The organism is Streptomyces ipomoeae 91-03, from assembly GCF_000317595.1.
In the GTDB taxonomy this organism is placed as follows: domain Bacteria; phylum Actinomycetota; class Actinomycetes; order Streptomycetales; family Streptomycetaceae; genus Streptomyces; species Streptomyces ipomoeae.
The window spans coordinates 22,322-46,034 of sequence record NZ_AEJC01000415.1; the positions used below are offsets into that span (position 1 = coordinate 22,322).

Here is a 23,713-nt window from a genome sequence, read left to right on the forward strand (position 1 = left end):
AACGGCGTTATATTGCTTCCTGGGGAAAGGATGTGATTCCCTCTTTGCTCGCTGCCACCGGGCCGCTGACCGAAGGTAGGCTCCAGACAGCCCTGTTGCGGGGATGTGCGGATGCGGGAACGAGGAGTGCGATGGCGAGGCGGCCCCAGGAACTGCTCCATCTGCTGACCCGGGCCGAGCGCCTGTCCGTGCGCCGAGTCCAGTCCGTACTCGACGAGTTCGGCTGCTCCGTCGAGGCGTGGCGGATCCTCGACCTGCTCTCCGACGGACAGGGTCACAACATGACGGCCCTCGCCGACCACGCCTTCCTGCCGGCGCCGAGCCTGACCAAGCTGATCGACCAACTCGTCGACCAGAACCTGGTGTTCCGGCGCGTCGACCCCACCGACCGACGCCGCGTCCTCGCCCACCTCACCCCGCGCGGCAGAGAGCGCCGGCAACTGCTGGCCCGTGAAGTACGCGCCGACTGGGCGGAGTTGGAGCCACTGCTCGCGGACGAGGACGGGGAGCGGCTGGAGCTGCTGCTGGACCGGCTGGCTCGGACCCTGGAGGACGGGGCGGCCGTGACGGGTCGGGGGAAGGTCAGCGGAGGTCGTGCGGAGGGCGCAGCTGGGCGAGCACGTTGAAGTCGTAGCCGTCCGCCTGGGCCAGGTAGATGCGCTGGCGCACATGCCGGCCGTCCAGCCTCAGCAGTCCGCGCGGACCCTCGTACGAGACGCTGTCGGCGGCGGCCCCGATCGCGGACACATCCAGGGCGCGCGCCCGTTCGATGAGCGCGGCGAGCAGCAGAACGCCCTCGTAGCAGGACTCGCCGAGGCTGCCCGGGACGGGTGCCTCCAGGCCGAAACGGCCGGCGTACCGGCCGTGGAAGTCCAGGGTGTTCTGGTCGGCGAGCGAGGCGAAGAACCCGGCGGTGCTGTAGAGGTCGACAGTGGCCTCGGGACCGCTGCCCATCAGCATGTTCTCGTCCATCAGCGTGCTCAGCCTGAGACAGCGCCGGTCGAGTCCGAAGGCGGCGAAGGCGCGGTTGAAGCGGACCGCGTCGCTGCCCACCAGGAGCATCAGCACACCGTCGGCGTCCGCCCGTTCGATACGCCGCAGGACCTGCGCGAAGTCCTCGGTGCCCAGCGGCAGATACGCCTCGCCGCACACCCGGCCCCGGCAGGCGCGCGCGTAGCCGCGGGCGGCGCGGGCGGTGTGCCGGGGCCAGACGTAGTTGTTGCCGACGACGAACCAGCGGCGCACCCCGCGCGACTCGGCGAGCAGCCGCATCGCGGGCAGGAGTTGCCAGGAGGGGGTCTCGCTGGTCATGAAGACGCCCTCGGTGCGCTCCCCGCCCTCGTACAGGGCGGTGTACACATATGGCACCCGGTGCGCGATCCGCGGGGCCACGGCCTGGCGCACCGAGGAGATGTGCCAGCCGGTGACCCCCTGCACCGCGCCCGAGGCCACCAGGGCCTCGACGTCCTCCGCCACCCGGCTCGGCTCGGCCCCGCCGTCGACCTCGATCAGCCGCAGCTCCTTGCCCAGCACTCCCCCGGCCTTGTTGACCTCCTCCGCGGCCAGCCGCGCGCACGCCCCGCAGGTGGGGCCGAAGATGCCGGCGGGGCCCTGCATCGGGTACACCAGGGCCACGTTCAGGGTCGAGTCGTCGGCCGTGAACCACTCGGGGGTGGGGAGGTGGAACGGTGACGGCCGGTGCATGGCCACATGATTGCGTGAGCGCCGACGCCGCCCAAGCGCGGGCGCGGATCGAGACCGTTTCGTAGGCATGGGCGCGACACCGGGGGTCGCTGCGCGCCGGCGCCGTGTTCCGGTCAGGTGGTCGTGGCCGTCGCCGGCTTCGTGTGGGGGGAGGCGGCGGCTCGGCAGGTCCGGGGTCAGGCCGACGGCCCCCGGGGCGGGATGGGTAGGGGGAGGCCGCGAACTTGAGTACCTGTACTCAGGGCGGCTGTCACGCGCCCGTCGATGATGAAGATCACATCATGAGACCGGGGGACCCATATGCTCAGCCGACTCGCCGACGTCCTGGTACCTGCCGTCGGGCGTCTCACGGTGACCGCCGAGGCCGACGCCGAGTTGGCGCCGGGCAGTGTCATCGCCGCGAACCACACCTCGCTCGCCGACCCAGCCGTGGTGCTCGCCGCACTGCACCGTCTCGGTGTGCGGCCGGTCGTCATGGCGGCGGCCGGCCTGTGGCGCATCCCGGTGCTCGGGGGCGCGCTCACCCGCGAAGGGCACATCCCCGTGTACCGCTGGGACCGGCGCGCCGCCCGGGCGCTCGACCTCGCCGCGACCGCCCTGGAGGAGGGCCGGCTGGTCCTCATCTACGCCGAAGGCGGGCTGCCGCTCCGCAAGGACGCCGCCGAGGCCGCGCCCCACGCCTTCCGCAGCGGCCTGGCCCGGCTCGCCGAACGCACCGGGGCGCCGGTCGTCCCGGTCGGCCAGGCGGGGGCGCGCCGGGTGACGTCGGGCAGCGTGGCCAAGCAGCTGGCCGGGCTGGCGACCGCGCCGTTGCGCCGACCGGATCTGCACGTCCACATCGGGGCACCGCTCACCCTGACCGGCGACCGTGCGGCCCGCACGACGCAGGCCCACGGTGCGGTGACGGCCGCCTGGCGCACGGCGGCCACCCACCTGGGCGAGCCGGCCGCGCTCGCCGCGTGAGCGCTCCGCTCGAAGTGCCGCGATGTGCCGTTCGCTCACTGCGGCGCGGTCGGGGCGGGTCGCGCAGTTCCGCGCAGCACCGCGGCCGTTGTTCGTCCACCGCGCCGTCATGGCTGGTCGCGCCCACGCGGCGGTAGCCGCACATCCAATGCCGCGGCCTCCGCCCGGAGCGACGACCACACGGTGCTCGGCTCGGCCCAGGGGACGGCCGTGATGGGCTCTTCCATGCGAGCAGGGGCTGTTGTCCGACGGGCTCCGGGTCCGCGCATTTCGAAGGAGCCGGTCGCCATGGCTGGGGTGCGTGTCTCTCCCCCGATACCGGCCGGCGGAGGGTGACCTCCCGTGATGTCGGCCGGTGTCCCCGTCGCCGGGTTCAGACGGAGAGGCCGTAGGCGCGGGCGGCGGTGCCCGCGAAGACCTCCCGCTGTTCGGCCGGGCTCAGGTCCTGTGCCAGTGAGCGGGCCGTGTCGAGGACCTGGGCGTAGTCGGCGGCGAGTCGGCAGACGGGCCAGTCGGAGCCGAACATCAGGCGGTCGGGGCCGAAGGCGTCCAGCACGGTGTCGGCGTACGGGCGGAGGTCCGCGACGGTCCAGGAGGCCCACTCGGCCTCGGTGACCATCCCGGAGAGCTTGCACACGGTGTTCGGCAGGGCGGCCAGGGCGCGGATCTCCTCCGCCCACGGGTCCAGCTTTCCGGTGGCGATGGGCGGCTTGGCCAAGTGGTCCAGGACGAAGGTGAGTTGAGGGACGAGTCGAGCGGTCTCGACGGCGGCGGCCAGCTGGTGGGGTTTGACCAGGAGGTCGTAGGCGAGTCCGGCGTCGGCTACGGCGGCCAGTCCGCGCAGGACGTCCGGGCGCAGCAGCCAGCGGGGGTCGGGTTCGCCCTGTACCTGGTGGCGGATGCCCACCAGGTGTTCGCCGCCGGGCCGTTCACGCAGTTCGGCCAGGGTGTCGTCGACATCGGGGGCCGTGAGGTCGGTCCAGCCGACGACCCCGGCGACCAGTTCACTGTCGGCGGCCAGGGCCAGGAACTCGGGGGTCTCCTCGGGCACGGTGATCGTCTGCACCAGCACCGTGGCGGTGACCCCGGCCGCGCGCGCCTCCGGTTCCAGGTCGTGGAGGGAGAAGTCGCGGCGCAGCGGGGCGAGTTCGGGGCCGCTGATCCAGTCCTGGTCGCGGACGGAGAGGTCCCAGACGTGGTGGTGGGCGTCGATGACCCGCAGGCTCTCGATCACAGTTCCCACACCACGGGCAGTGAGGCGTCGGAGCCCTCGGCGGAGTAGTCGTGGACGACGTCGAGCAGTTCGGCCATCCGGGCCTGCCAGGCGATGTTGACCGGCAGTTTCTCCAACTCCGCGATCATCGCCGCGTAGTCGTCGACCTCCAGGACGTGGAAGAGGTCGGTACCGCTGCGCCAGATCGTCCACTCGCTCACCCCGGCGGCCCGGATGGCGGCGGTCAGTTCCTCGGGGACCTCGCGGTGCGCGGCCTCGTACTCCGCGATGCGGTCGGCGCGGACCTTGGTGTGCAGGGCGACCCTCACTACGGCTCCTTCGGCAATGGGGTTTGTCCAGGGGATGCGACGGCTTCGGGGCGGGCCGTGGGCACGGGCGCGTCCGGCGCCAGCAGCCCCTCCGCCCGCAGCTCGTCCCAGAGGGAGGCCGGGACGGGCCGCCGCAGCTGCTCCACCGTGTCGCGTACCTCCTCGGGGGACCGGGCGCCGGTGAGGACGCTCGCCACCGCCGGGTGCCCGAGCGGGAAGCGCAGGGCTGCGGCGCGCAGAGGCACGCCGTGGCGTTCGGTGACCGTCTTCAGGCGCTGGGCCCGTTGGAGTACGGCTTCCGGGGCGGGCGCGTAGTCGTACGTGGCGCCCGGCTTAGGGTCGGTGAGCAGGCCGGAGTTGAAGACGCCGCCGATGAGGACGCTCCGGCCCCGGGCGGCGGCCTCCGGCAGCAGTTCGGCGAGTCCTTCCTGTTCGAGGAGGGTGTAGCGGCCGGCCAGCAGGACGACGTCGATGTCGGTCTCGCGCAGGAAGCGGGCCGGGAGGGCGCACTGGTTCATGCCGACGCCGATCGCGCCGACGACGCCTTCGGCCCGCAGCCGTTCCAGAGCGGGGTAGGCCTCGCGGAGGGCCTGTTCGGCGTGGTCGTCGGGGTCGTGGAGGAGGACGATGTCGACCCGGTCGAGGCCGAGGCGGTCCAGGCTGGCTTCGAGGGAGCGCCGGACGCCGTCGGCGGTGAAGTCCCAGACGCGGCGCAGGGTCGCGGGTACGGCGAAGCCGTCTGCGAGGTCGTCGCCGCCCGAGCCGTCGGGCACCAGGAGCCGTCCGACCTTGGTGGAGAGGGTGTAGGAGTCCCGGGGGCGGTCGCGCAGCGCCGCGCCCAGGCGGCGTTCGGAGAGGCCGAGGCCGTAGTGGGGTGCCGTGTCGAAGGTGCGGATGCCGGCGTCCCAGGCGGCGTCCAGGGTGGCGGCGGCGTCCTCGTCCGTGACCGGGCGGTAGAGGTTGCCGATGCCCGCCGCACCGAACGCCAGCTCGGTGGCGCGGACGGCGGTGCCGCCCAGTGCGCTGGTCCTCATGACTGGGCCGCCGGGCGCAGCCGGAGCCCCTGCATGCCGCCGTCCACCGCGAGGGCGGTGCCTGTGACGGACGCGGCGGCGGGGCTCGCGAGGTAGACGATGGCCGCGGCGACCTCGTCGGCGGTGACCAGGCGTCCCATGGGCTGGCGGGCGTTGAGGGCGGCGCGCTCGGCCTCGGGGTCGTCGGCGGCGTCGAGGAGCCGGCCGATCCATGGGGTGTCGGCGGTGCCGGGGTTGACGCAGTTGACGCGGATGCCCTCCCGGACGTGGTCGGCGGCCATGGCGAGGGTCAGGGAGAGGACGGCGCCCTTGCTGGCGGAGTACAGGGCGCGCTGCGGCAGGCCCGCGGTGGCGGCGATCGAGCAGGTGTTCACGATCGCGGCGTGGGACGAGTTCCGCAGATGCGGCAGGGCGGCGCGGCTGGTGCGCACCATGCCGAGGACGTTGACGTCGAGGACGCGCTGCCACTGCAGGTCGGGGTTGTCCTCGACGGTGCCCTGGGCACCGATGCCCGCGTTGTTGACGAGGATGTCCAGCCCGCCGAGCCGTTCGACGGCCTCCGCGACGCCGGCGCGTACCGAGGCGTCGTCGGTGACGTCCGCCTTGAGGGCGAGCACCGGCTGGGGCACACCGGAGGGGTCGACGTCGAGTACGGCCACGGCGGCGCCCCGGGCGGCCAGCATGCGGGCGGTGGCCAGCCCGATGCCGGACGCGCCACCGGTGACGATCGCCCTGAGACCCGTCGGACCTGTCGGATCCGCCAGCTCTGTCGGCTCTGTCGGCCCTGTCGGTTCGGTCATGCGACTTCCTCCCGTCCTGCGAGGTCGGCGACCCAGAACTCGCCGTCGGGGTAACGGTATTCGGCGAGCGACGCGGGGTGCATGGTGGCGGAGAATCCGGGTGCCAGGGGGGCGACGTAGTGGCCCTCCCGCATCACCACGGGTGCGGTGAAGTGCTCGTGGAGGTGGTCGACGTACTCGATGACGCGGTTCTCGGTGGTGCCGGAGAGCGCCAGGTAGTCGAACATCGACAGATGCTGGACGAGTTCGCACAGGCCGACTCCGCCGGCGTGCGGGCACACGGGTACGCCGAACTTGGCGGCGAGCAGCAGGATCGCGAGGTTCTCGTTGACGCCGCCGACCCGGGCGGCGTCGATCTGGAGGACGTCGAGGGCGCCGGCCTGGAGGAGCTGCTTGAAGACGACGCGGTTCTGGACGTGCTCGCCGGTGGCGACCTTCACCGGGGCGACCCCTTGGCGGACGGTCGCGTGGCCGAGGATGTCGTCGGGGCTGGTGGGTTCCTCGATCCAGTACGGGTCGAAGTCGGCGAGGGCGCGGGTCCACTCGATCGCCTCGTCGACGTTCCAGCGCTGGTTGGCGTCGATGGCGATGCGGATGCCGTCGCCGACGGCGGCGCGGGCGGTGCGCATCCGGCGGATGTCGTCGTCGAGGTCGGCGCCGACCTTGAGCTTGATCTGGGTGAAGCCGTCGGCGACGGCCTGCTTGGCCAGCCGGGTGAGCTTCTCGTCGGAGTAGCCGAGCCAGCCCGGTGAGGTGGTGTAGCCGGGGTAGCCGCGTTCCAGCAGGTTCGCCTCGCGCTCGGCGAGACCGCTCCGCCCCTCGCGCAACAGCTCCAGGGCGTCCTCGGGGGTGAGGGCGTCGGCGATGTACCGGAAGTCGACCTGGGAGACCAGCCACTCGGGGTCGGCGTGGGCGAGCAGCCGCCACAGCGGCTGTCCGGCGCGTTTGGCGGCCAGGTCCCACACGGCGTTGACCACGGCCCCGATGGCCATGTGCATCACGCCCTTCTCGGGGCCGAGCCAGCGCAGCTGGCTGTCGCCGATCAGGTCGCGGCTGACCGATCCCGGGTCGGCGCACAGCTCCTCCACCGGGCGTCCCAGGAGGTGGGGCCTGAGGGCTCCGATCGCGGCGACCTGGACATCGTTGCCGCGGCCGATGGTGAAGGTGAAACCGTGGCCTTCGAGTCCGTCATCGGCGTCGGTGCGCAGCACGACGTAGGCGGCGGAGTAGTCGGGGTCCGGGTTCATCGCGTCGGAGCCGTCCAGTTCCCGCGAGGTGGGGAACCGGATGTCGTAGGTGTCGACCGCGGTGATCCGGGCGGGGGTTGCAGTCAAGGGGGTGCCTTTCACGCTTGGCCGAAGGTCTGGCGCTGGCCTCCGAGTCCGCCGATCTCCAGCTCGACGGTGTCGCCGGGGCGGAGATACGGGGTGCCGGGCAGGCCGAGGGCGACGCCTGCGGGCGTACCGGTGTTGATGACGTCGCCGGGCTCCAGGACCATGTAGCGGCTGAGGTAGGCCACGACCTGGTGGACCGGGAAGATCATGTCGCGGGTGTGCCCGTGCTGCCGCTCGACGCCGTTGACGCTGAGGCGGAGTTCCAGGTTCTGCGGGTCGGCGATCTCGTCGGCGGTGACGAGCCAGGGGCCGAGCGGGTTGAAGGTCTCACAGGACTTGCCCAGGTCCCACTGCGGGGAGTACTCCAGCTGGAACTCGCGCTCCGAGACGTCGTGGCTGACCACGTAGCCGGCGATCACCTCGGCCGCCTCCTCGGGGCCTTCCAGATAGCGGGCGCGGCGGCCGATGACGACGCCGAGTTCGACCTCCCAGTCGGTCTTCACCGAGCCACGCGGGACCAGCACCTCGTCGTACGGGCCGACGACGGTGCCCGGGTCCTTCATGAAGATCACGGGGCGCTCGGGGATCGGGGCGCCGGTCTCGGCGGCGTGGTCGCGGTAGTTGAGCCCGACACAGACGATCTTGCCGGGGCGGGCGACGGGGGCGCCGATCCTGAGGCCTTCGGTGTCGATCTCGGGCAGTCGCCCTGCCTCGACCGCCGCGTGGGCCCGGTCGACTCCGCCGGAAGCGAGGAAGGCGCCGTCGATGTCGGAGGCCACGGAGGACAGATCGAGCAGCCGTCCGTCCTCGGTACGGACGGCGGGCCGCTCCTGTCCCAGGGCGCCGACACGTAGCAGTTTCACTGGGCAGCTCCCTTGCCATGGGGTCGATCATTCATCGGAGGAATGGCGCACCGTGACTTTAAGCGCAGGACGGCGCCCTGACAACGTGTTCCTCGAATGTCATTGGCCCCACGTCGGCTGCAAGCATCAGGTGCAAGCACAGACGACTCCGTTACGCAATTGGTCGGGGACGACCTCTTGTCAGCTCCGTCACAGCCGCCGTAACGTCCTCCGCGTCCCGAGATACATCGGAGGAATCGCATCACTGAGTCGTGGCCGTTTCACGATCCGCTTCTCGTAACCCGGTCGACCGGTCGACCCTCATCCCTCCCCCGCCGACGCTGCGCGCATGCCCGCTCGCGGTCGACTCGTGGGGCTCCCCCGTTCTGGTCAGGAACCGTTCTGGTTAAGGAGAGAACCCGGCCATGAAGCTCGCTCGCACCCGCTCCACCGCCGCAGCGGCATGCGCCCTCGCGGTCCTGTCCCTCGCCACCGCGTGCAACCGCGACAGCTCGGGATCGGCCGCCTCGGGCGGCGGTGACCAGCCCGCCATCGGCATCGACCTGCCCCGGTCCGACTCCGACTTCTGGAACTCCTACGCCGACTACCTGAAGAAGGACATCAAGACCGACGGCATCAACGCGCTGCCGCTCAGCAACTCGCAGAACGACGTCACCAAGCTGGTCGCGAACGTGCAGGTGTTCCAGAACACCGGTGCCAAGGCCGTCGTCATGGCCCCGCAGGACACCGGCGCCATCGCCTCCACCCTCGACACCCTGGCGTCGAAGAAGATCCCCGTGGTCAGCGTCGACACCCGGCCCGACAAGGGCGACGTCTACATGGTGGTCCGCGCCGACAACCGTGCCTACGGCACCAAGGCCTGCGAGTTCCTCGGCGAGCAGCTGGGCGGCAAGGGCAAGGTCGCCGAACTGCAGGGCGCCCTGGACTCGATCAACGGACGTGACCGCTCCGAGGCGTTCGCGGAGTGCATGAAGGAGAAGTTCCCGAAGATCAAGGTGTTCGAGCTGCCCACCGACTGGAAGGGCGACGTGGCCTCCGCCAAGCTGCAGAGCCTGCTCGCCCAGCACCCGGATCTGAACGGCATCTACATGCAGGCCGGCGGTGTCTTCCTGCAGCCCACCCTCGCCCTCCTTGAGCAGAAGGGCCTGCTCAAGCCGGCCGGGGAGAAGGGGCACATCTCGATCATCTCCAACGACGGCATCCCGCAGGAGTTCGACGCCATCCGCAAGGGCCAGATCGACGCCACCGTCTCCCAGCCCGCCGACCTGTACGCCAAGTACGCGCTGTACTACGCCAAGGCCGCGGCGGAGGGCAAGACCTTCAAGCCGGGCAAGACCGACCACGACTCCACGATCATCGAGATCCCCAACGGCCTGGAGGACCAGCTGCCCGCGCCGCTGGTCACCAAGGACAACGTCGACGACAAGACCCTGTGGGGCAACACCGTCGGCCAGTGACCCGAATCGCCCCGCGAGAGACCACCCACCCCGCGAAGGGACCACGCACCCCACGAAGGACGGTATCCACCATGGCGGACACCGCGACCGCCCCGGCGAGCGGCGACGGGAACCCGGCCGACGGAAACACCGTTCCGGTGGCCGAGGCCACCGGCATCACCAAGCGGTTCGGGGCGACGGTCGCCCTGCGCGACGCCCGTATCACCGTCGCCCCGGGCGAGTCGCACGCGCTGGTCGGCCGCAACGGCGCCGGCAAGTCGACGCTCGTGTCCATCCTGACCGGACTGCAACACGCCGACTCCGGCACCCTGCGCTTCTCCGGTCGACCTGCGCCGGCCGTCGGGGACATCGACGCCTGGCGCTCGAAGGTCGCCTGCGTCTACCAGCACTCCACGATCATCCCGGAACTGACGGTCGCCGAGAACCTCTTCCTGAACCGGCAGAGCGACGGCCCGCTGCGGCCCATCCGCTGGAAGCGGCTGCGGGGCCGGGCCGAGGAACTGCTCGGCGAGTACGGCGTGGACGTCGACGCCACCGCGCGGGCGAAGGATCTCACCGTCGAGCAGCGGCAGTTCGTGGAGATCGCCCGGGCGCTGTCGTTCGGGGCCCGCTTCATCATCCTCGACGAGCCCACCGCGAAGCTCGACGCCCGCGGCATCAACCGGCTCTTCGACAAGCTGCGCGACCTCCGACGGCAGGGCGTCGCCTTCCTGTTCATCTCGCACCACCTCCAGGAGGTGTACGACCTCTGCACCACCGTCACCGTGTACCGCGACGCGGCGCACATCCTGACCGCGCCCGTGGCGGAACTCGGCCACCAGGCACTGGTGGAGGCCATGACCGGGGAGTCGACCGGCACCGTGGCACCGACCGTCGACAGCCGTACGGCGGTGCGGGCCGACGCCGATGAACTCCTCACCGTGGAGGGTCTGACGCTGTCCGGCGCCTGCCGTGAGCTGTCGCTGACGGTCCACGCGGGCGAGGTGGTCGGCCTCGCCGGGGCGGCGGCCAGCGGGAACGTACGGGTGGGGGAAGCCGTCGCCGGACTGCACCGCGCCGAGGAGGGCTCCATCTCGGTCGCCGGCCGGGGCGTACGCATCGGCAGTGTCCCGTCGGCGCTCGCCGCCGGGGTCGGTCTGGTGCCGGAGGACCGTCATCTCCAGGGGCTGGTCGACAACCGCAGTGTGGCCGAGAACGCGACGCTCACCGTCACCGACCAGCTGGGCCCGTTCGGCACCGTGCTGCCCGCCCGGACCAGGGCCTTCGCCCAGCGCATGATCCGGGATCTCGACATCAAGACTCCCGGCGCCGGCACCCCGGTGTCCGCGCTGTCCGGCGGCAATCAGCAGAAGGTCGTCGTCGCCCGTGCCCTGGCCACCGATCCCCATGTGCTGGTGGCCATCCGCCCGACCAACGGGGTGGACGTCAAGTCCAAGGAGTTCCTGCTGCGCCGGATCCGCGAGGCCGCGGACGGCGGGAAGGCCGCGCTGATCGTCTCCGACGAGCTGGACGACCTGAAGACATGCGACCGCGTGGTCGTCATGTTCCACGGGCGGACCGTCGCCGAGTTCGGCCGCGGCTGGAAGGACGAGCAGATGGTCGCCGCGATGGAGGGCGTGGCCGATCACACCGAGGTATCCGTCACCGAAGAGCACGGAAGGTAGTCATGTCCGCCACCACTGATGTCACCGACCCCGCGGCGAGCGTGGCACCGGAGAAAGCCGGGGACACCCGCCGTGGGCTCGATCTCGGCCGGTTCCGTGAGCTGTCCCTGGTCCCGGCCATCCTCGTGCTGGGGCTGATCGGCTTCATCGTCTCGCCGGCCTTCCTGACCGCCGACAACCTCATCGGTGTGGCCCAGCAGTCCACCGAACTCAGCCTGCTGGTGCTGGCCACCGCGCTGATCCTGATCTCCGGACGGATGGACCTGTCCCTGGAGTCCACCATCGGCGTGGCGCCCGTGATCGCCGTGTGGCTGGTGCTGCCCACCAGCGGCGCCCGATTCACCGGCCTCGGCATCTTCCCCGAGTGGATGGCGGTCCCGCTCTGCCTCCTGGTCGGCGTGGTGATCGGCGCCGTCAACGGCTTCCTCATCCTCAAGCTGCGCCTGAACGGGTTCATCGTCACCCTCGGCATGCTCACCATGCTGCGCGGCCTCCAAGTCGCGCTCTCCGAGGGCCAGTCCATCGTCGAACTGCCCTCCTCCTTCACCTACCTGGGCAAGGCGTCCTGGCTGGGCGTGCCCGCCGCCATCTGGGTCTGCGCGCTGCTCTTCGCGCTCGGCGGCAGCGCGCTGGCGTGGTTGCGGCACGGGCGTGCGCTGTACGCGATCGGCGGCAACGCGGAGGCGGCCCGTACCGCCGGTATCCGGGTCGACCGGATCGTATGGGTGGTGCTGATCACCGGCAGTCTGCTGGCCGCGTTCGCCGGGATCCTCTACAGCGGCCACTACGGCTCCATCTCCGCCACCCAGGGCAGCGGCTGGATCTTCCAGGTGTTCGCCGCGACCGTCATCGGCGGGGTCAGCCTCAACGGCGGCAAGGGCTCGGTGTTCGGGGCGCTCACCGGTGTGCTGACACTGCAACTCGTCGTGAACGTCATGACGTTGGCGGGCGTGCCGCCGCTGTGGAACCAGTTCCTCAACGGCGCCATCATCATCGTCGCGCTGATCATCTCCCGCTTCGCCTCGGGCGAGAAGCAGGAGTAGCCGCGCAGAGAGAGGGCCCCTTGTGGCGCTGACGGACGAGGCGATGGACAAGATCAAGGCGATGATCGTGGCCGGCGATCTGGCACCGGGCTCCCGGCTGCCCAAGGAGGAGGTTCTCGCCGGGCAGTTGGGACTCTCCCGCAGCTCACTGCGTGAGGCGGTCCGGGCGCTGACCGCCATGCGGATCCTGGTGACAAGGCAGGGGGACGGCACGTACGTGTCCAGCCTCGAACCCCATCTCCTGCTCGAATCGCTCTCCTTCGCCTCGGACGTCTCCCAGGGGCAGACGGCCCTGCAACTGCTCCAGGTACGCCGACTCCTCGAACCCCAGGCGACCGGCATGGCCGCCGCGCTGCTCACCCAGGAGGATCTGCGGGAACTGGGCGCCGTCCTCGAACGGTCCCGGGCCGCCGCCACGGTCGAGGAGTTCGTGGGCCACGACATCGCCTTCCATCTGCGCATCGTCGAGGCCGTCGGCAACCCGGTGCTGTCGATGCTGCTCCGCGTACTCTCCACCCGCACCCAGCGGGCCCGCATCGTCCGCGGCACCCGCACCGAACGGGCCGTCGAACACGCCCATCGGGAGCACGAGGAGATCCTCCGTGCCCTCCGCACCCGCGACGCGCAGCTGGCGGTCTCCGCCGCGACGGTCCATGTCGCCGCCGTGGAGCAGTGGCTCGCGGCCGACCTCGTCGAGGCCCCTCTCCGCACCGCCGAGGACTGACCACCACTCCCCCTTCACCATTCAGGGCGAAGGAGTCGTCGCCCTGGCCGGATGCGAGCAGACAGCCGTCCCCGTCCCTTTCCTGATAGAGCGTCAGACCTCGCAAGGTGCGCGAGCGGGCCTCCTACGCCTTCGCGATCGACGCGGAGCCGGGGAGCAGCACGACCCCGTCCTCGTCGGCGTGCAGGATGTCTCCGGTGGCGAAAGTGACCCCGCCGAAGGTCACCGGGGCGTCGACCTCGCCCTTTCCGGCCTTGCCGCTCCTGCGCGGATTGGCGCCGAGGGCCCGCACGCCGACGCGCACGTCGGCGAGGAGCGCGGCGTCCCGGACGGCTCCGCGGATGACGAGGCCGGCCCAGCCGTTGTCCCGGGCTCGGGCGGCCATGAGGTCGCCGAGGAGCGCGGTGCGCAGGGAGGCTCCGCCGTCGACGACCACGACCGCGCCGTCGCCGGGCTCCCTGAGCAGCGTGTGCAGCAGGGCGTTGTCCTCGTGGCAGGAGACGGTGCGGACGGGGCCGGCGAAGGAGCGGACGGCTCCGTACGAGGTGAACCGCATGTCGCAGACGCGCAGTTGGTCGCCGTACCGGTCGAAGAGGTCGGCGGTGGGGATCGGGGTGACGGGCATCGGGGCCTCCCTGAGGTATCACTTCCCGCACTGTTGTATCAAATGACTTCCCGATACAATCCCTATCGCAGATCAGCCACCACACCAGATCAGCCACCACACCAAGTCAGCCTCCGAGGACGGGAGCCGATGTGACCCTGCCCGCCAACAGTTCCGACAGCCCCGGCGGTTCCGACCGCCGGCCGACGACGAGCGCGGCGCTGTCGCGTCGCACGATGGTCACCCTCCCCGTCGCCGCCCTGGGCGCCGCGCACGCCACCTCCGCGGTCGCCGCATCCCCCACCGCCGCGCACACCCGCCACCGCCGAGGGACCGTCGCCTACGTCGGCTCCCGGACCACCGCCGCCCGCGGAGGCAAGGGCAAGGGCATCGAGGTGTTCGAGGTCGGCCCCGACGGCGAGGACTGGACGCCGCTCCAGACCGTCGAGCTGGACAACCCGACGTTCCTGACGACCGACCGCACCCGGCGTTTCCTGTACGCGGTGCACGGCGACTTCACCTACGTCAGCGCCTACCGCATCGACCCCGACAGCGGGCGCCTCACCGCCCTGGGCCGGCAGGAGACCGGTGGCCGCAACCCCGTACACCTGGCCGTGGACCCGTCGAACCGTTTCCTGGTGCTGGCCAACCACTCCACCGGCACCGTGGCGACCCTGCCCCTGCTGGACGACGGCCGGCTCGGCCCCGTCGCCGATCTGCTGTCGCTGCCCGGCGAACCGGGACCGCACCGCGTCGACCAGACCGGTGCCAAGCCGCACCACGTGCCCTTCTCACCCGACGGCCGTTTCGTCGTCGTGGCGGACAAGGGGCTGGACAGGATCTTCACGCTGACGCTGGACGCCGGGTCCGGGAAGCTGGGCTTCGGTGCCACCCCGTCCGTCGCGACCCGTGAGGCCGCCGGTCCCCGGCACATCGCCTTCCACCCGCGCCTGCCGTACGCGTACACGATCGACGAACTGCGCTCGACGGTCACCGCGTACCACTGGGACGCCCGGCAGGGCGAGCTCACTGCGCTGCAGATCCTCTCCAGCACCGAGCCCACCATGACCGGCGACAGCCGGGGCGCGGAGATCGCGGTCAGCCCGGACGGTCGGTTCGTGTACGCCTCCAATCGCAGCGGCGCGGGGGACTCCGCTCCCGGCGGGCCCGAGCCGGACACCATCGGCGTGTTCAGGGTGTCGCCGAAGGACGGGACGCTGCGACCGGTGGGCTGGACGTCCACCCAGGGGATCCGGCCGCGGTTCTTCTGTCTGAGCCCGGACGGCCGGAAGCTGTACGCCGCGAACGAGCGCAGCCACACCGTCGTCATGTACGACGTCGACGCGGTGAGCGGTCGGCTCACGCCCACGGGCGGGGTGGTGCGCACCGGCTCACCCGTGTGCGTCCTCTTCGTGCGACGGGGTTCGTAGGATGAGGTTTCGCCGATCCACCACGTGAAGAGCGCAGGAACGAATGTCGCGGCCCAATCTGACCACCGCCATGGCCACCCGACTGCTCGACCTGATGCGCCGCAGCGGCCTCACGAAGGGTGCCCATGTCACCGAGCAGTGGGCGGCGGACGAACTGGACGTCTCCCGTACGCCGGTGCGCAAGGCGATGCTCTTCCTGACCGAGGTCGGCATCCTGGAGCGGGTCCCCAACCGCGGTTTCTTCCTCACCCGGGACGCGGGCACCCTCGGCCGGCCGGAGCTGGGCGAAGGCGACGACGTCGAGCAGTCGGCGTACTTCGAGATCGCGGACGACTACGTCGGCGGGCGTTTCACCGGTTCCTTCACGGCGGCGGACATCGGCCGCCGCTACCGGCTCACGCCCCGTCAGGCCGACCGGGTGCTGTCCCGGATGGAGAACGAGGATCTGGTACGGCGCAAGGCGGGCGGCCGGGGCTGGGAGTTCCAGCACGCCATGGCCGGCGTCGACGCACACGACCAGAGCTACCGGTTCCGGATGATCATCGAGCCCGCCGCGCTCCTCGAACCGGGCTTCGCCGTGGACGCCGAGGCCTTCGCACGTCATCGGCAGCAGCAGGAGGCCCTGTTGCGCGGGGACATCCTGCTGCTGCCGCGGGGCGAGCTGTTCCAGGTCAACGCCTCGTTCCACGAGATGGTGGTGGGCTGCTCCGGCAACCAGTTCCTGCTCGACGCCGTACGCCGCCAGAACCGGCTGCGCCGTCTGATCGAGTACCGCCACCAGGTCGACCGCTCCCGCCTCGCCAACCAGGCCCGTGAGCATCTGAGGCTCCTCGACCTGATCGAGAGCGGGGACCTGAAGGAGGCGTCCGCCTTCCTGAGCGCGCACCTGAACAAGGTGCGGATCATCAAGACGGGCATCAGCGACATCTGAACACCCGGGCTCCACTCCGAGGCCGCCCATCCCCTCGCACGCCGCTCGTGGAATCAGCACGCGTCCAGCGGTTGTATCAACAATCACATTGAGACAATATGAGGCCGTCGCAAGCTCGTCGGCATCTCGCCGCGCCTCAGGACAGCAGGGGACCATGAACGCTGACCGCACCGCCGTGCTCACCGTCGAGGGCCGTTCGTACGGCTATCAGCCCCTCGACCGGATCCTGCGGACCGCGGAGCTGGACGCACTGCCGTACGCGATACGCGTGCTGCTGGAGAACGTGGCCCGTCGGGCGCCGGAGGCACTCGCGGGCGTGGTGAGCCGGGCCCGGGCCGGGAGCGGCGCGTGCGAGGTCCCGGTGCGTCCGAACCGGATCATGCTGCACGACACGACCTGTCTGCCCGCCCTCGCCGACTTCGCCGCCCTGCGCGACAGCGTCGCGGAGCTGGGCGGCGACCCGGAGCGGCTGCAGCCGTCGATCCCCGTGGATCTGACCGTCGACCACTCCGTGATCGTCGAGGAGTACGGCCGCGCCGACGCCGTCGAGCGCAATCTGCTGATCGACTTCCGCCGCAACGGCGAGCGGTACGAGATGGTCAAGTGGGCCGAGCGCAGCGTGCGGAACTTCCGTGTCGTGCCGCCGGGAACCGGCATCATCCACCAGGTCAACATGGAGGCGCTGGCCCGGGTCGTCTGGCAGGACACCCCGGCCGACGGCGGCCCGCCGATGCTGCACCCGGACCTGCTGGTCGCCACCGACAGCCACACGCCGATGATCAACGCCCTGGGTGTGGTCGGCTGGGGCGTCGGCGGTCTCGAAGGCCAGGCCGCCATGCTGGGCGAACCGGTCACCATCCCCTACCCGGACGTGGTCGGCGTCCGCCTCACCGGAAAGCTCCGGCAGGGCGTCGGCGCCACCGACCTCGCCCTCACCCTGACCGAACTGCTGCGTGCGACGGGCGTGGTGAACAAGTTCGTCGAGTTCTGCGGCGACGGCGTCACCACCGATCACATCTCGCCCGCCGGTGCCATTCCCGCCCGCAGTGCGGCCGGACAGTGGCTCACCGAGCGTGGAGTCGCCCGCCGCGACCTCAACCAGTACTCCACGCGCCGCAGCAACCACGAGGTCATGCTGCGCGGCGCCTTCACCAACGCGGCCGTCACCAACCTGCTGCTGGACCACGACTCCGTTGCGCGGCCGGGGCCGGGCGGCCACGCCCGCACGGCGGACGGCGCCCACGTCCTGCCCGTCCACCAGGCCGCGCCGACCTACCGGGAGGCGGGCCACGACCTGGTCGTCGTCGCCGGGCGGAACCACGGGGCGGGGTCCAGCCGGGACTGGGCGGCCAAGGCCCAGGCGCTGCTGGGGGTGCGGGCCGTCATCGCCGAGTCGTACGAGCGCATCCACCGCAGCAATCTGATCGGCATGGGTGTGCTGCCGCTGGAGTTCGCCGAGGGCGACCACGCGTCGTCGTACCCGTTCACCGGGGAGCGGGAGCTTTCCTTCGAAGGGCTCGACGGCCTGACCGTGGGCACGAACCGCGTCACCCTCCACCTGCGCGGACCGGACGGCCGGCACACCACCGCGGGACTGCGGCTGCGGGTCTTCTCCCGTCAGGAGCTGGAGTACCTCCGGCACGGGGGCATCCTGCCGTACGTGGTCCGCCGCGCCCTCGCCTCGTCGTGAACGCCGTGCGCGGGGAAAGGAGATCCCTCCGCGATGAGCCACACAGCAACCGGTGAACCGGTTTTCGGTCGACCGCCGGGCGTGGCCCCCGGCTCAGCCGCGGCCGAGCCGGGCCCGCAACCGGCGGGTCGCCGAGTCCATACGGGTCGGCACGGCGGCCCGTGCGGCGCGGGGTCCTTGGTCCTCACGGCCGTCAGGACGGCCTCGTGCTCGCCGGGCCGGCCGTCCCCGGGCTCGCGGATGTTCTGCCGGATCCACACGGCGACCAGCGTCTCCAGTCGGGCCTGGAGACCGGCCGGGGCGCTGTTGACTCCACGCCGGGAGCCCGGTCCGGCACGAGGGCCAGGAGATCAACCTGCTGATCCGGCCCGAGGACTGCCTGCCGTACCCGGCGACGGCCTGACCGGCTCACCCCCGGCCGGGCTGCGGCGGAGGTGCCACCGCCGAGTACACCGCGGTCGGCATCCCGACTGATCCGCGCCTGCCGACCAGGGTTAGAACGATCGTTATAAGAGGGTGTAGCCTGCGGTTATAACGATCGCCTTAGGAGGCAGCCGTGACCGTCATCACCGTGAACACCGCGAAGGGCCGTCTGAGCCCCGAGCAGCGCCGGACGCTGGCCGAGACCCTGACGGACGCCGTTCTGGTGCCCGAGGTCGGCCAGTTCGCGCCGGCCGCCCGGCCCGGGTTCCAGGTGCACTTCGTGGAGCGCGAGGCCGACATGATGGCCATCGGCGGTCGCCTGGTGGCGGACGCCGGGCCGGAGGTCGACGTGATGATGATCGATGTGGCGGTCATGGACGGGGACTGGCGCCAGGAGGTCCGGACCGAGGTCATCGAGCGTGTCCTGGCCGCGATGGCCGCCGCCTGCGGGGTCGAGAAGCCGTTGCCCACCTGGTGGGTGAACTTCCGCACCATCGACGAGGGGAGCTGGGGTTCCAGCGGCGGCGTCCTGTCGGTCCTGGCCCTTCTCGACAGCGGCGTGTTCACGGAGGAGAAGGCCAGGGCGATCCGGGCGGCCGTCGGCGCCTGAGGCACCGCGCCTGGCGGGTGACGCACGGCGGGTGGCGCACGGCGGTGGCGCACGGCCACGATCATCCTCAGGCCGACAACGACCGCCCCACGATCACCCTCAGGCCGGCGGCGCGCACCCCCCGGTCACCTTCAGGCCGGCAGCGCGCGCCCCAGGATCCCGTTCAGGTCGGCGGTGTTCGGCAGGGTGCCGAAGGAATGGCCCCAGTCGCCGCCGAGTCGAGTCGCGCAGAAGGCGTCGGCGACGGCGGCCGGGGCGTGCCGGACCAGCAGGGAGGCCTGCAGGGTCAGGGCCATGTGCTCCACCAGGCGGCGGGCGCCCGTCTGGTCGGCCCCGCGCAACTCGTCCTTCAGGCGGGCCACAGCGGCATCCAGGCGGGTGTCCGCGCCCTGAGGCACCGCGAGTTCGGCGAACAGGGCGTCGGCGGTGCCGGGCTCACGGGTCAACGCCCGCAGGACGTCGAGGGCGTTGACGTTGCCGGAGCCCTCCCAGATCGACGCCAGGGGTGCCTCCCGGTAGTGGCGGGGCATGCCCGACTCCTCGACGTAGCCGTTGCCGCCGAAGCACTCCAGGGCCTCCGCGGTGAAGGCCGGGCCGCGCTTGGTCACCCAGTACTTGGCGACGGCGGTGGCGATCCGCCGGAACATCCTCTCGCCCGCGTCCCCGCGCAGACCCCGATCGGCCGCGCCGGCCAGCCGCAGGGTCAGGGTCGTGGCCGCCTCGGACTCCAGCGCGAGATCGGCCAGAACGTTGCGCATCAGCGGCTGGTCCAACAGCCGGGCACCGAAAGCACTGCGGTGGCCGGCGTGGTGGCCCGCCTCGACGAGGGTCTTGCGCATCAGCGCCGCCGTGCCCATCACACAGTCGAGCCGGGTGCAGTTGACCATCTCGATGATGGTCTTCACCCCCTGCCCCTCGGGCCCCACGCGCCAGGCGACGGTGCCGTCGAACTCCGGCTCCGAGGACGCGTTGGAACGGTTGCCCAGCTTGTCCTTGAGGCGCTGGATGCGGAAGGTGTTGCGGCTGCCGTCGGGCAGGACGCGCGGCACCAGGAAGCAGGTCAGGCCGTCCGGCGCCTGGGCGAGCACGAGGAACAGGTCGCACATGGGTGCCGACGTGAACCACTTGTGCCCGCGCAGGGTGTACATGCCGGGCTCGGCGCCGGGCGTGGCCGTCGTGGTGTTCGTACGGACGTCGCTGCCGCCCTGCTTCTCGGTCATCCCCATCCCGGCGAGCAGCCCGCGCTTCTCGGTGGGCACCCGCAGGCCGGGGTCGTACTCCCGGCCGGTCAGCAGGGGTTCGTACACGGCGGCCAGCTCCGGCTGCCGGCGCAGCGCGGGCACCACCGCGTACGTCATCGCCGTGGGGCAGCTGTGCCCGGCGTCGGTGTGTCCCCAGACCAGCGCGCCCGCGATACGGGCGACATGCGCGCCGGGGCGGCCGTCCGCCCAGGGCGCGCCCGCCAGGCCCTCGCCCACCGCGACCCGCATCAGATGGTGCCAGCTGGGGTGGAAGTCGACCTCGTCGATCCGGTTGCCGTAGCGGTCGTGGGTGCGCAGCTCCGGTTCGTACCGGTTGGCCTGCTCGGCCCACTCCTGTGCCTCGGCGCTGCCGGCGGTGCGGCCCAGGCGTCGGACGTCGTCCTCGGCCCACTGAGCGCCCTCCCTGCGCAGCCCCTCCAGCAGGGCCGCGTCGTCGGACGCGTCGTAGGGGGTCAGGGGCGGGGGCTGGTTGGTGACGTCGTGCGTGGCGTACTGCGGCCGGTCGTGCGCGAGTATCGAGACCATACGGCGAGTATTACACCATCTCTGCGACTGACGCCATCATGTAACACGCATGGAAGGCCCGTACAGTACGGAGTCATGCAGATGAAGGCACCGCGGCGGCCGGCCGAGCTCCAACTGCGGCCGCTTTCCGCGCGGTCGGTCGTCCTGAGTCTTCTGCTGGGCACGCATCCGCCCGAGCTGCCGGTCAAGGAGCTGGTGCGCCGTGTGGAGCCCTTCGGTGTCGCCGGGTCCACCGTGCGGGCGGCGCTCAGCCGGATGGTGTCGGCCGGGGATCTGCGGCGCACGGACACCGTCTACCGCCTCAGCGACCGGCTGCTGGAGCGCCAGCGGCGCCAGGACGAGGCCGTGCATCCCGAGACCCTGCCGTGGAACGGCGACTGGGAGATGGTCGTCGTCACCGGCACCGGCCGCGAAGCCGCCGAGCGCGCCGAACTCCGCGCCCGGCTGACCGCGCTACGGCTCGCCGAACTGCGCGAGGGCGTCTGGCTGCGCCCCGTCAATCTGCGCCGCGACCGGCCGCCGGCCCTGGGCCCGACGGTCCAGCACTTCACCACCCGCCCCGGCCGGCCCGCCGACGAGCTGGCCGCGAGCCTGTGGCCCCTGGACACCTGGGCCGCCACCGCCGAAGCGCTGCTCGCGCACATCGAGCACACCCGCCGACCCGCCGACCGCTTCACCGCCCTCGCGGCAGCCGTACGGCACCTGCTGGCCGACCCCGTTCTGCCCACCGAGCTCCTGCCCGCCGACTGGCCGGGCCCCGGGCTCCGGGCCATGTACGCGGACTACCGACGGGAGCTGGCCGAGGAGGGACCGGGGCACGCCGACTGAGCCCGGGCGCGGCCCGGGCGGTCGGCTCTCGTCGGGCCGGGCGGTTCAGTGCCGCTCTCGTCAGGCTTGGCGGTTCAGCGCCGCGGTGAGCAGGGCTTCCATCTGCTGTGCCACGTGGTCCAGGGGCCGGATGTCGCGCTTGGCGCGGCACATGGCGATGGCGCCCTCGGCCGAGGCCACGACGAGGGTGGCGAGGGCGGGGGCCTGTGCGGGGTCGGCGCCGTGGGCGCGCAGGGCGTCGGCGAGAAGCCGCTCCCAGCTGTCGAACGCCTCGGCGGCGGCGAGGACGGCCGGGGGGATCTCGTCGGCCGGGGGTTCCTCGACGGAGACGGCCAGTACGGGGCAGCCGGCGCGGAACTCGCTCTTCACGACGATGCCGCGCCAGAGGGCGAGGAAGGCGCGCAGTCCCTGGACGGGGCCGGCTTCCAGCTCTTCGCGCAGTATGCGGGCGACGGTCGTGCCCCCGTGGCGCACCGCCTCGGTGGCCACCTGCTGCTTGCCCCCGGGGAAGTAGTGGTAGGTCGAGCCGAGGGGCGCCTTGGCGTGTTTGGCCAGCTCCCGGATGCTCGTGGCGTTCAGGCCGCGCCTGCTGATCATGTCGGCGGCACCGGCCACGATGCGCTCACGGGACGGCGCGCTGGGTTCGGCCAAGACCGTGCTCCCTTCTGGCTATATCGACCGTCATAGTCTAGCGTGATCGCTGCTTATAACGATCGTCATAGGACGATCTCCGAAACACAGGAAGACCGAGGGAGACTTCGTCATGCCGATGATCCGGCTCACCGCCCCCGCTGGTTCGCTGACCGAGGAGGGCCGCGAGAAGGTCCGGCGCGAGCTGGCCGGTGTGCTGCTGCGCTGGGAGGGGGCGCCCGACACGGCGTTCTTCCGCGCCCAGGCGTGGAGCTATCTGGTGGAGCTGCCCGAGGGGGCCCAGACCACCGCCGAGGACGACGCGCCACGGTTCCTGGTGGAGGTGACGGTGCCGCAGGGGGCGCTGTCCGAGCGGCGCAAGGCCGGGCTGGTCGAGGAGGCCACGAAGACGGTCCTCGGCGCCGCCGGGCTCTCCCAGGACGACGCCCTGCGCGTGTGGGTGCTGGTGCACGAGCAGCCCGACGGCACCTGGGGCGCCGGTGGCTCCGTGATCCGCTACGCCGACCTCGTGGCGCTGGCGAAGGGGCAGCGGGGCGATGCGTGAGCTGACCTACGTCGCCCGTGACACCGTCGAGTGGCGCGAGGCACCCGACCCGAAACTCCAGTCGGACCAGGAGGCGATCGTCGCCCCCGTGGCCGCGACCTCGTGCGACGTCGACACCGCGATCCTGGCAGGCCATGGCTTCCTGGACCCGCCGTTCGCCCTCGGCCACGAGTGCGTGGCCCGGGTCGTCGAGGCCGGTGACGCGGTGACCGCCGTGTCCCCCGGTGATCTGGTGGTCGTGCCCTGGTCCATCAACTGCGGGACCTGCGACAAGTGCCGTGCCGGGCTGACCGCGCACTGCTCGGCCGTTCCCTACATGGCCATGTACGGCGCGCCGATCGGCGGTGACTGGGGCGGTCTCTTCTCCGATCTGGTCCGGGTGCCCTGGGCGGACGCCATGCTGGTGCCGCTGCCCGCCGATCTCGACCCGGTCGCCATGGCCTCGGCCAGCGACAACTGGTCCCTGTCGTGGCGGCTGGTCGCACCCCATCTCAAGGCCAGGCCCGGCGCGCGCGTCCTGGTCGTCGCGCGCGGCAGCATAGGCCTGTACGTGTGCGACATCGCCCGCGCGCTCGGCGCCTCCGATGTGCTGTACGTCGACCCCGACCCCGAGCACCGCGAGCTGGCCGAGGGGTTCGGCGCCCGCACGGCCGAGTCGGTCGACCCGGTCCCGCCCGGCTTCGACATCGCCGTCGAGGCGACCGGCCGCGTGGACCAGCTCGCCGCCGCCCTGAAGCGCCTCGCCCCGGAGGGCATCTGCGAGTCGGCGGGCAACCACTTCCGGCCGGGCGAACTGCCCCTGCTGGACATGTACCTCACCGGTGTCACCCTGCGCATCGCCCGGGACAACGTCCGCAGCCACATCCCGGACGCTCTCGGCCTGGCCCGCTCCGGCGACGTCGACCCCCGTCGGGTCGTCTCCCATGTCCTCGACTGGGAGCAACTCCCGGAAGCGCTCCCCGAGAAGCACCTCAAGCCCGTCTTCGTACGCGCCACGGAGTGACCGCCCCTCGGGCACGGGCTCACCGCCCCTCGGGCACGGGCTCACCGCCCCTCGGGCCACCGACTCGCCACCCCTCGGACCACC

The 23,713-nt window shown here is 71.6% G+C and carries 23 protein-coding genes; 13 read left to right on the plus strand and 10 right to left on the minus strand.

Annotated elements, in window-relative coordinates; genetic code table 11:
* Positions 1 to 131 precede the first annotated feature (131 nt).
* Positions 132 to 626, plus strand: coding sequence for a MarR family winged helix-turn-helix transcriptional regulator (locus tag STRIP9103_RS27605; RefSeq protein ID WP_009324869.1), 495 nt, complete (start codon positions 132 to 134; stop codon positions 624 to 626).
* On the opposite strand, the gene STRIP9103_RS27610 is transcribed toward STRIP9103_RS27605, so the two are convergent.
* A complete protein-coding gene (locus STRIP9103_RS27610) occupies positions 583 to 1,704 on the minus strand; it encodes a substrate-binding domain-containing protein (protein ID WP_009324836.1) in 1,122 nt (373 codons plus the stop codon). The genes STRIP9103_RS27605 and STRIP9103_RS27610 overlap by 44 nt on opposite strands.
* A gap of 300 nt (positions 1,705 to 2,004) precedes the next feature.
* Between STRIP9103_RS27610 and STRIP9103_RS27615 the strand changes: the two genes are divergently transcribed.
* Entirely contained in the window at positions 2,005 to 2,667 is a 663-nt protein-coding gene (locus STRIP9103_RS27615; RefSeq protein ID WP_009324855.1) for a lysophospholipid acyltransferase family protein, read from the plus strand.
* Positions 2,668 to 3,040: 373 nt separating this feature from the next.
* On the opposite strand, the gene STRIP9103_RS27620 is transcribed toward STRIP9103_RS27615, so the two are convergent.
* From STRIP9103_RS27620 to STRIP9103_RS27645, 6 genes are read right to left on the minus strand one after another with little or no spacing between them, the layout of a single operon-like run.
* A complete protein-coding gene (locus STRIP9103_RS27620) occupies positions 3,041 to 3,901 on the minus strand; it encodes an amidohydrolase family protein (RefSeq protein ID WP_009324849.1) in 861 nt (286 codons plus the stop codon).
* On the minus strand, positions 3,898 to 4,209 hold the full coding sequence (locus STRIP9103_RS27625; RefSeq protein ID WP_009324913.1) for an L-rhamnose mutarotase: 312 nt from the start codon (positions 4,207 to 4,209) through the stop codon (positions 3,898 to 3,900). Before STRIP9103_RS27625 ends, STRIP9103_RS27620 begins: the two co-directional genes overlap by 4 nt.
* A complete protein-coding gene (locus STRIP9103_RS27630; RefSeq protein ID WP_009324903.1) occupies positions 4,209 to 5,243 on the minus strand; it encodes an aldo/keto reductase in 1,035 nt (344 codons plus the stop codon). Before STRIP9103_RS27630 ends, STRIP9103_RS27625 begins: the two co-directional genes overlap by 1 nt.
* Positions 5,240 to 6,043, minus strand: a complete 804-nt coding sequence (locus tag STRIP9103_RS27635) for an SDR family NAD(P)-dependent oxidoreductase (RefSeq protein WP_009324826.1) — start codon at positions 6,041 to 6,043, stop codon at positions 5,240 to 5,242. Before STRIP9103_RS27635 ends, STRIP9103_RS27630 begins: the two co-directional genes overlap by 4 nt.
* Positions 6,040 to 7,377 carry an L-fuconate dehydratase gene (locus STRIP9103_RS27640; RefSeq protein ID WP_009324927.1) on the minus strand — a complete coding sequence of 446 codons (1,338 nt, stop codon included), beginning with the start codon at positions 7,375 to 7,377 and terminating at the stop codon, positions 6,040 to 6,042. Before STRIP9103_RS27640 ends, STRIP9103_RS27635 begins: the two co-directional genes overlap by 4 nt.
* A gap of 11 nt (positions 7,378 to 7,388) precedes the next feature.
* Entirely contained in the window at positions 7,389 to 8,240 is an 852-nt protein-coding gene (locus tag STRIP9103_RS27645) for a fumarylacetoacetate hydrolase family protein (RefSeq protein WP_009324922.1), read from the minus strand.
* A gap of 404 nt (positions 8,241 to 8,644) precedes the next feature.
* Between STRIP9103_RS27645 and STRIP9103_RS27650 the strand changes: the two genes are divergently transcribed.
* The 4 genes from STRIP9103_RS27650 to STRIP9103_RS27665 all read left to right on the plus strand — a co-directional run bounded on the left by STRIP9103_RS27650 (position 8,645) and on the right by STRIP9103_RS27665 (position 13,128).
* Positions 8,645 to 9,697, plus strand: coding sequence for a sugar ABC transporter substrate-binding protein (locus tag STRIP9103_RS27650; protein ID WP_009324926.1), 1,053 nt, complete (start codon positions 8,645 to 8,647; stop codon positions 9,695 to 9,697).
* A gap of 71 nt (positions 9,698 to 9,768) precedes the next feature.
* Entirely contained in the window at positions 9,769 to 11,361 is a 1,593-nt protein-coding gene (locus tag STRIP9103_RS27655; protein WP_009324910.1) for a sugar ABC transporter ATP-binding protein, read from the plus strand.
* 2 nt (positions 11,362 to 11,363) lie between these two features.
* Positions 11,364 to 12,404 carry an ABC transporter permease gene (locus STRIP9103_RS27660; protein ID WP_009324908.1) on the plus strand — a complete coding sequence of 347 codons (1,041 nt, stop codon included), beginning with the start codon at positions 11,364 to 11,366 and terminating at the stop codon, positions 12,402 to 12,404.
* 22 nt (positions 12,405 to 12,426) lie between these two features.
* On the plus strand, positions 12,427 to 13,128 hold the full coding sequence (locus STRIP9103_RS27665; protein WP_009324874.1) for a FadR/GntR family transcriptional regulator: 702 nt from the start codon (positions 12,427 to 12,429) through the stop codon (positions 13,126 to 13,128).
* Between the two features lie 124 nt (positions 13,129 to 13,252).
* Here STRIP9103_RS27665 and rraA read toward each other — a convergent pair whose 3' ends face one another.
* Positions 13,253 to 13,753, minus strand: a complete 501-nt coding sequence (gene rraA / locus STRIP9103_RS27670; protein ID WP_009324847.1) for a ribonuclease E activity regulator RraA — start codon at positions 13,751 to 13,753, stop codon at positions 13,253 to 13,255.
* Between the two features lie 131 nt (positions 13,754 to 13,884).
* Here rraA and STRIP9103_RS27675 point away from each other — a divergent pair, with 131 nt between their 5' ends.
* From STRIP9103_RS27675 to STRIP9103_RS27690, 4 genes are all read left to right on the plus strand, one after another.
* A complete protein-coding gene (locus tag STRIP9103_RS27675) occupies positions 13,885 to 15,162 on the plus strand; it encodes a lactonase family protein (protein WP_009324819.1) in 1,278 nt (425 codons plus the stop codon).
* A 43-nt stretch (positions 15,163 to 15,205) separates the two neighbouring features.
* Positions 15,206 to 16,093 carry a GntR family transcriptional regulator gene (locus tag STRIP9103_RS27680; protein ID WP_009324861.1) on the plus strand — a complete coding sequence of 296 codons (888 nt, stop codon included), beginning with the start codon at positions 15,206 to 15,208 and terminating at the stop codon, positions 16,091 to 16,093.
* A gap of 154 nt (positions 16,094 to 16,247) precedes the next feature.
* Positions 16,248 to 17,783 (plus strand): aconitase family protein, encoded by a 1,536-nt coding sequence (locus STRIP9103_RS27685; protein WP_009324911.1) that lies wholly within the window; start codon positions 16,248 to 16,250, stop codon positions 17,781 to 17,783.
* 556 nt (positions 17,784 to 18,339) lie between these two features.
* Positions 18,340 to 18,816, plus strand: a complete 477-nt coding sequence (locus STRIP9103_RS27690; protein ID WP_009324841.1) for a tautomerase family protein — start codon at positions 18,340 to 18,342, stop codon at positions 18,814 to 18,816.
* 131 nt (positions 18,817 to 18,947) lie between these two features.
* On the opposite strand, the gene STRIP9103_RS27695 is transcribed toward STRIP9103_RS27690, so the two are convergent.
* On the minus strand, positions 18,948 to 20,603 hold the full coding sequence (locus STRIP9103_RS27695) for a DNA alkylation response protein (protein ID WP_009324889.1): 1,656 nt from the start codon (positions 20,601 to 20,603) through the stop codon (positions 18,948 to 18,950).
* 75 nt (positions 20,604 to 20,678) lie between these two features.
* On the opposite strand from STRIP9103_RS27695, the gene STRIP9103_RS27700 reads away from it, so the two are divergent.
* Positions 20,679 to 21,431 carry a PaaX family transcriptional regulator C-terminal domain-containing protein gene (locus tag STRIP9103_RS27700; protein ID WP_048821090.1) on the plus strand — a complete coding sequence of 251 codons (753 nt, stop codon included), beginning with the start codon at positions 20,679 to 20,681 and terminating at the stop codon, positions 21,429 to 21,431.
* 60 nt (positions 21,432 to 21,491) lie between these two features.
* Here the strand turns inward: STRIP9103_RS27700 and STRIP9103_RS27705 are convergent, their stop codons facing one another.
* Positions 21,492 to 22,082: a TetR/AcrR family transcriptional regulator gene (locus STRIP9103_RS27705; protein WP_009324859.1), complete on the minus strand. Its 591-nt coding sequence runs from the start codon at positions 22,080 to 22,082 to the stop codon at positions 21,492 to 21,494.
* A 112-nt stretch (positions 22,083 to 22,194) separates the two neighbouring features.
* On the opposite strand from STRIP9103_RS27705, the gene STRIP9103_RS27710 reads away from it, so the two are divergent.
* Positions 22,195 to 22,626, plus strand: a complete 432-nt coding sequence (locus tag STRIP9103_RS27710; RefSeq protein WP_009324898.1) for a tautomerase family protein — start codon at positions 22,195 to 22,197, stop codon at positions 22,624 to 22,626.
* The gene (locus STRIP9103_RS27715; protein WP_009324876.1) at positions 22,619 to 23,629 is read left to right on the plus strand and encodes a zinc-dependent alcohol dehydrogenase; all 1,011 of its coding nucleotides are present in this window, start codon (positions 22,619 to 22,621) and stop codon (positions 23,627 to 23,629) included. Before STRIP9103_RS27710 ends, STRIP9103_RS27715 begins: the two co-directional genes overlap by 8 nt.
* Positions 23,630 to 23,713 lie beyond the last annotated feature (84 nt).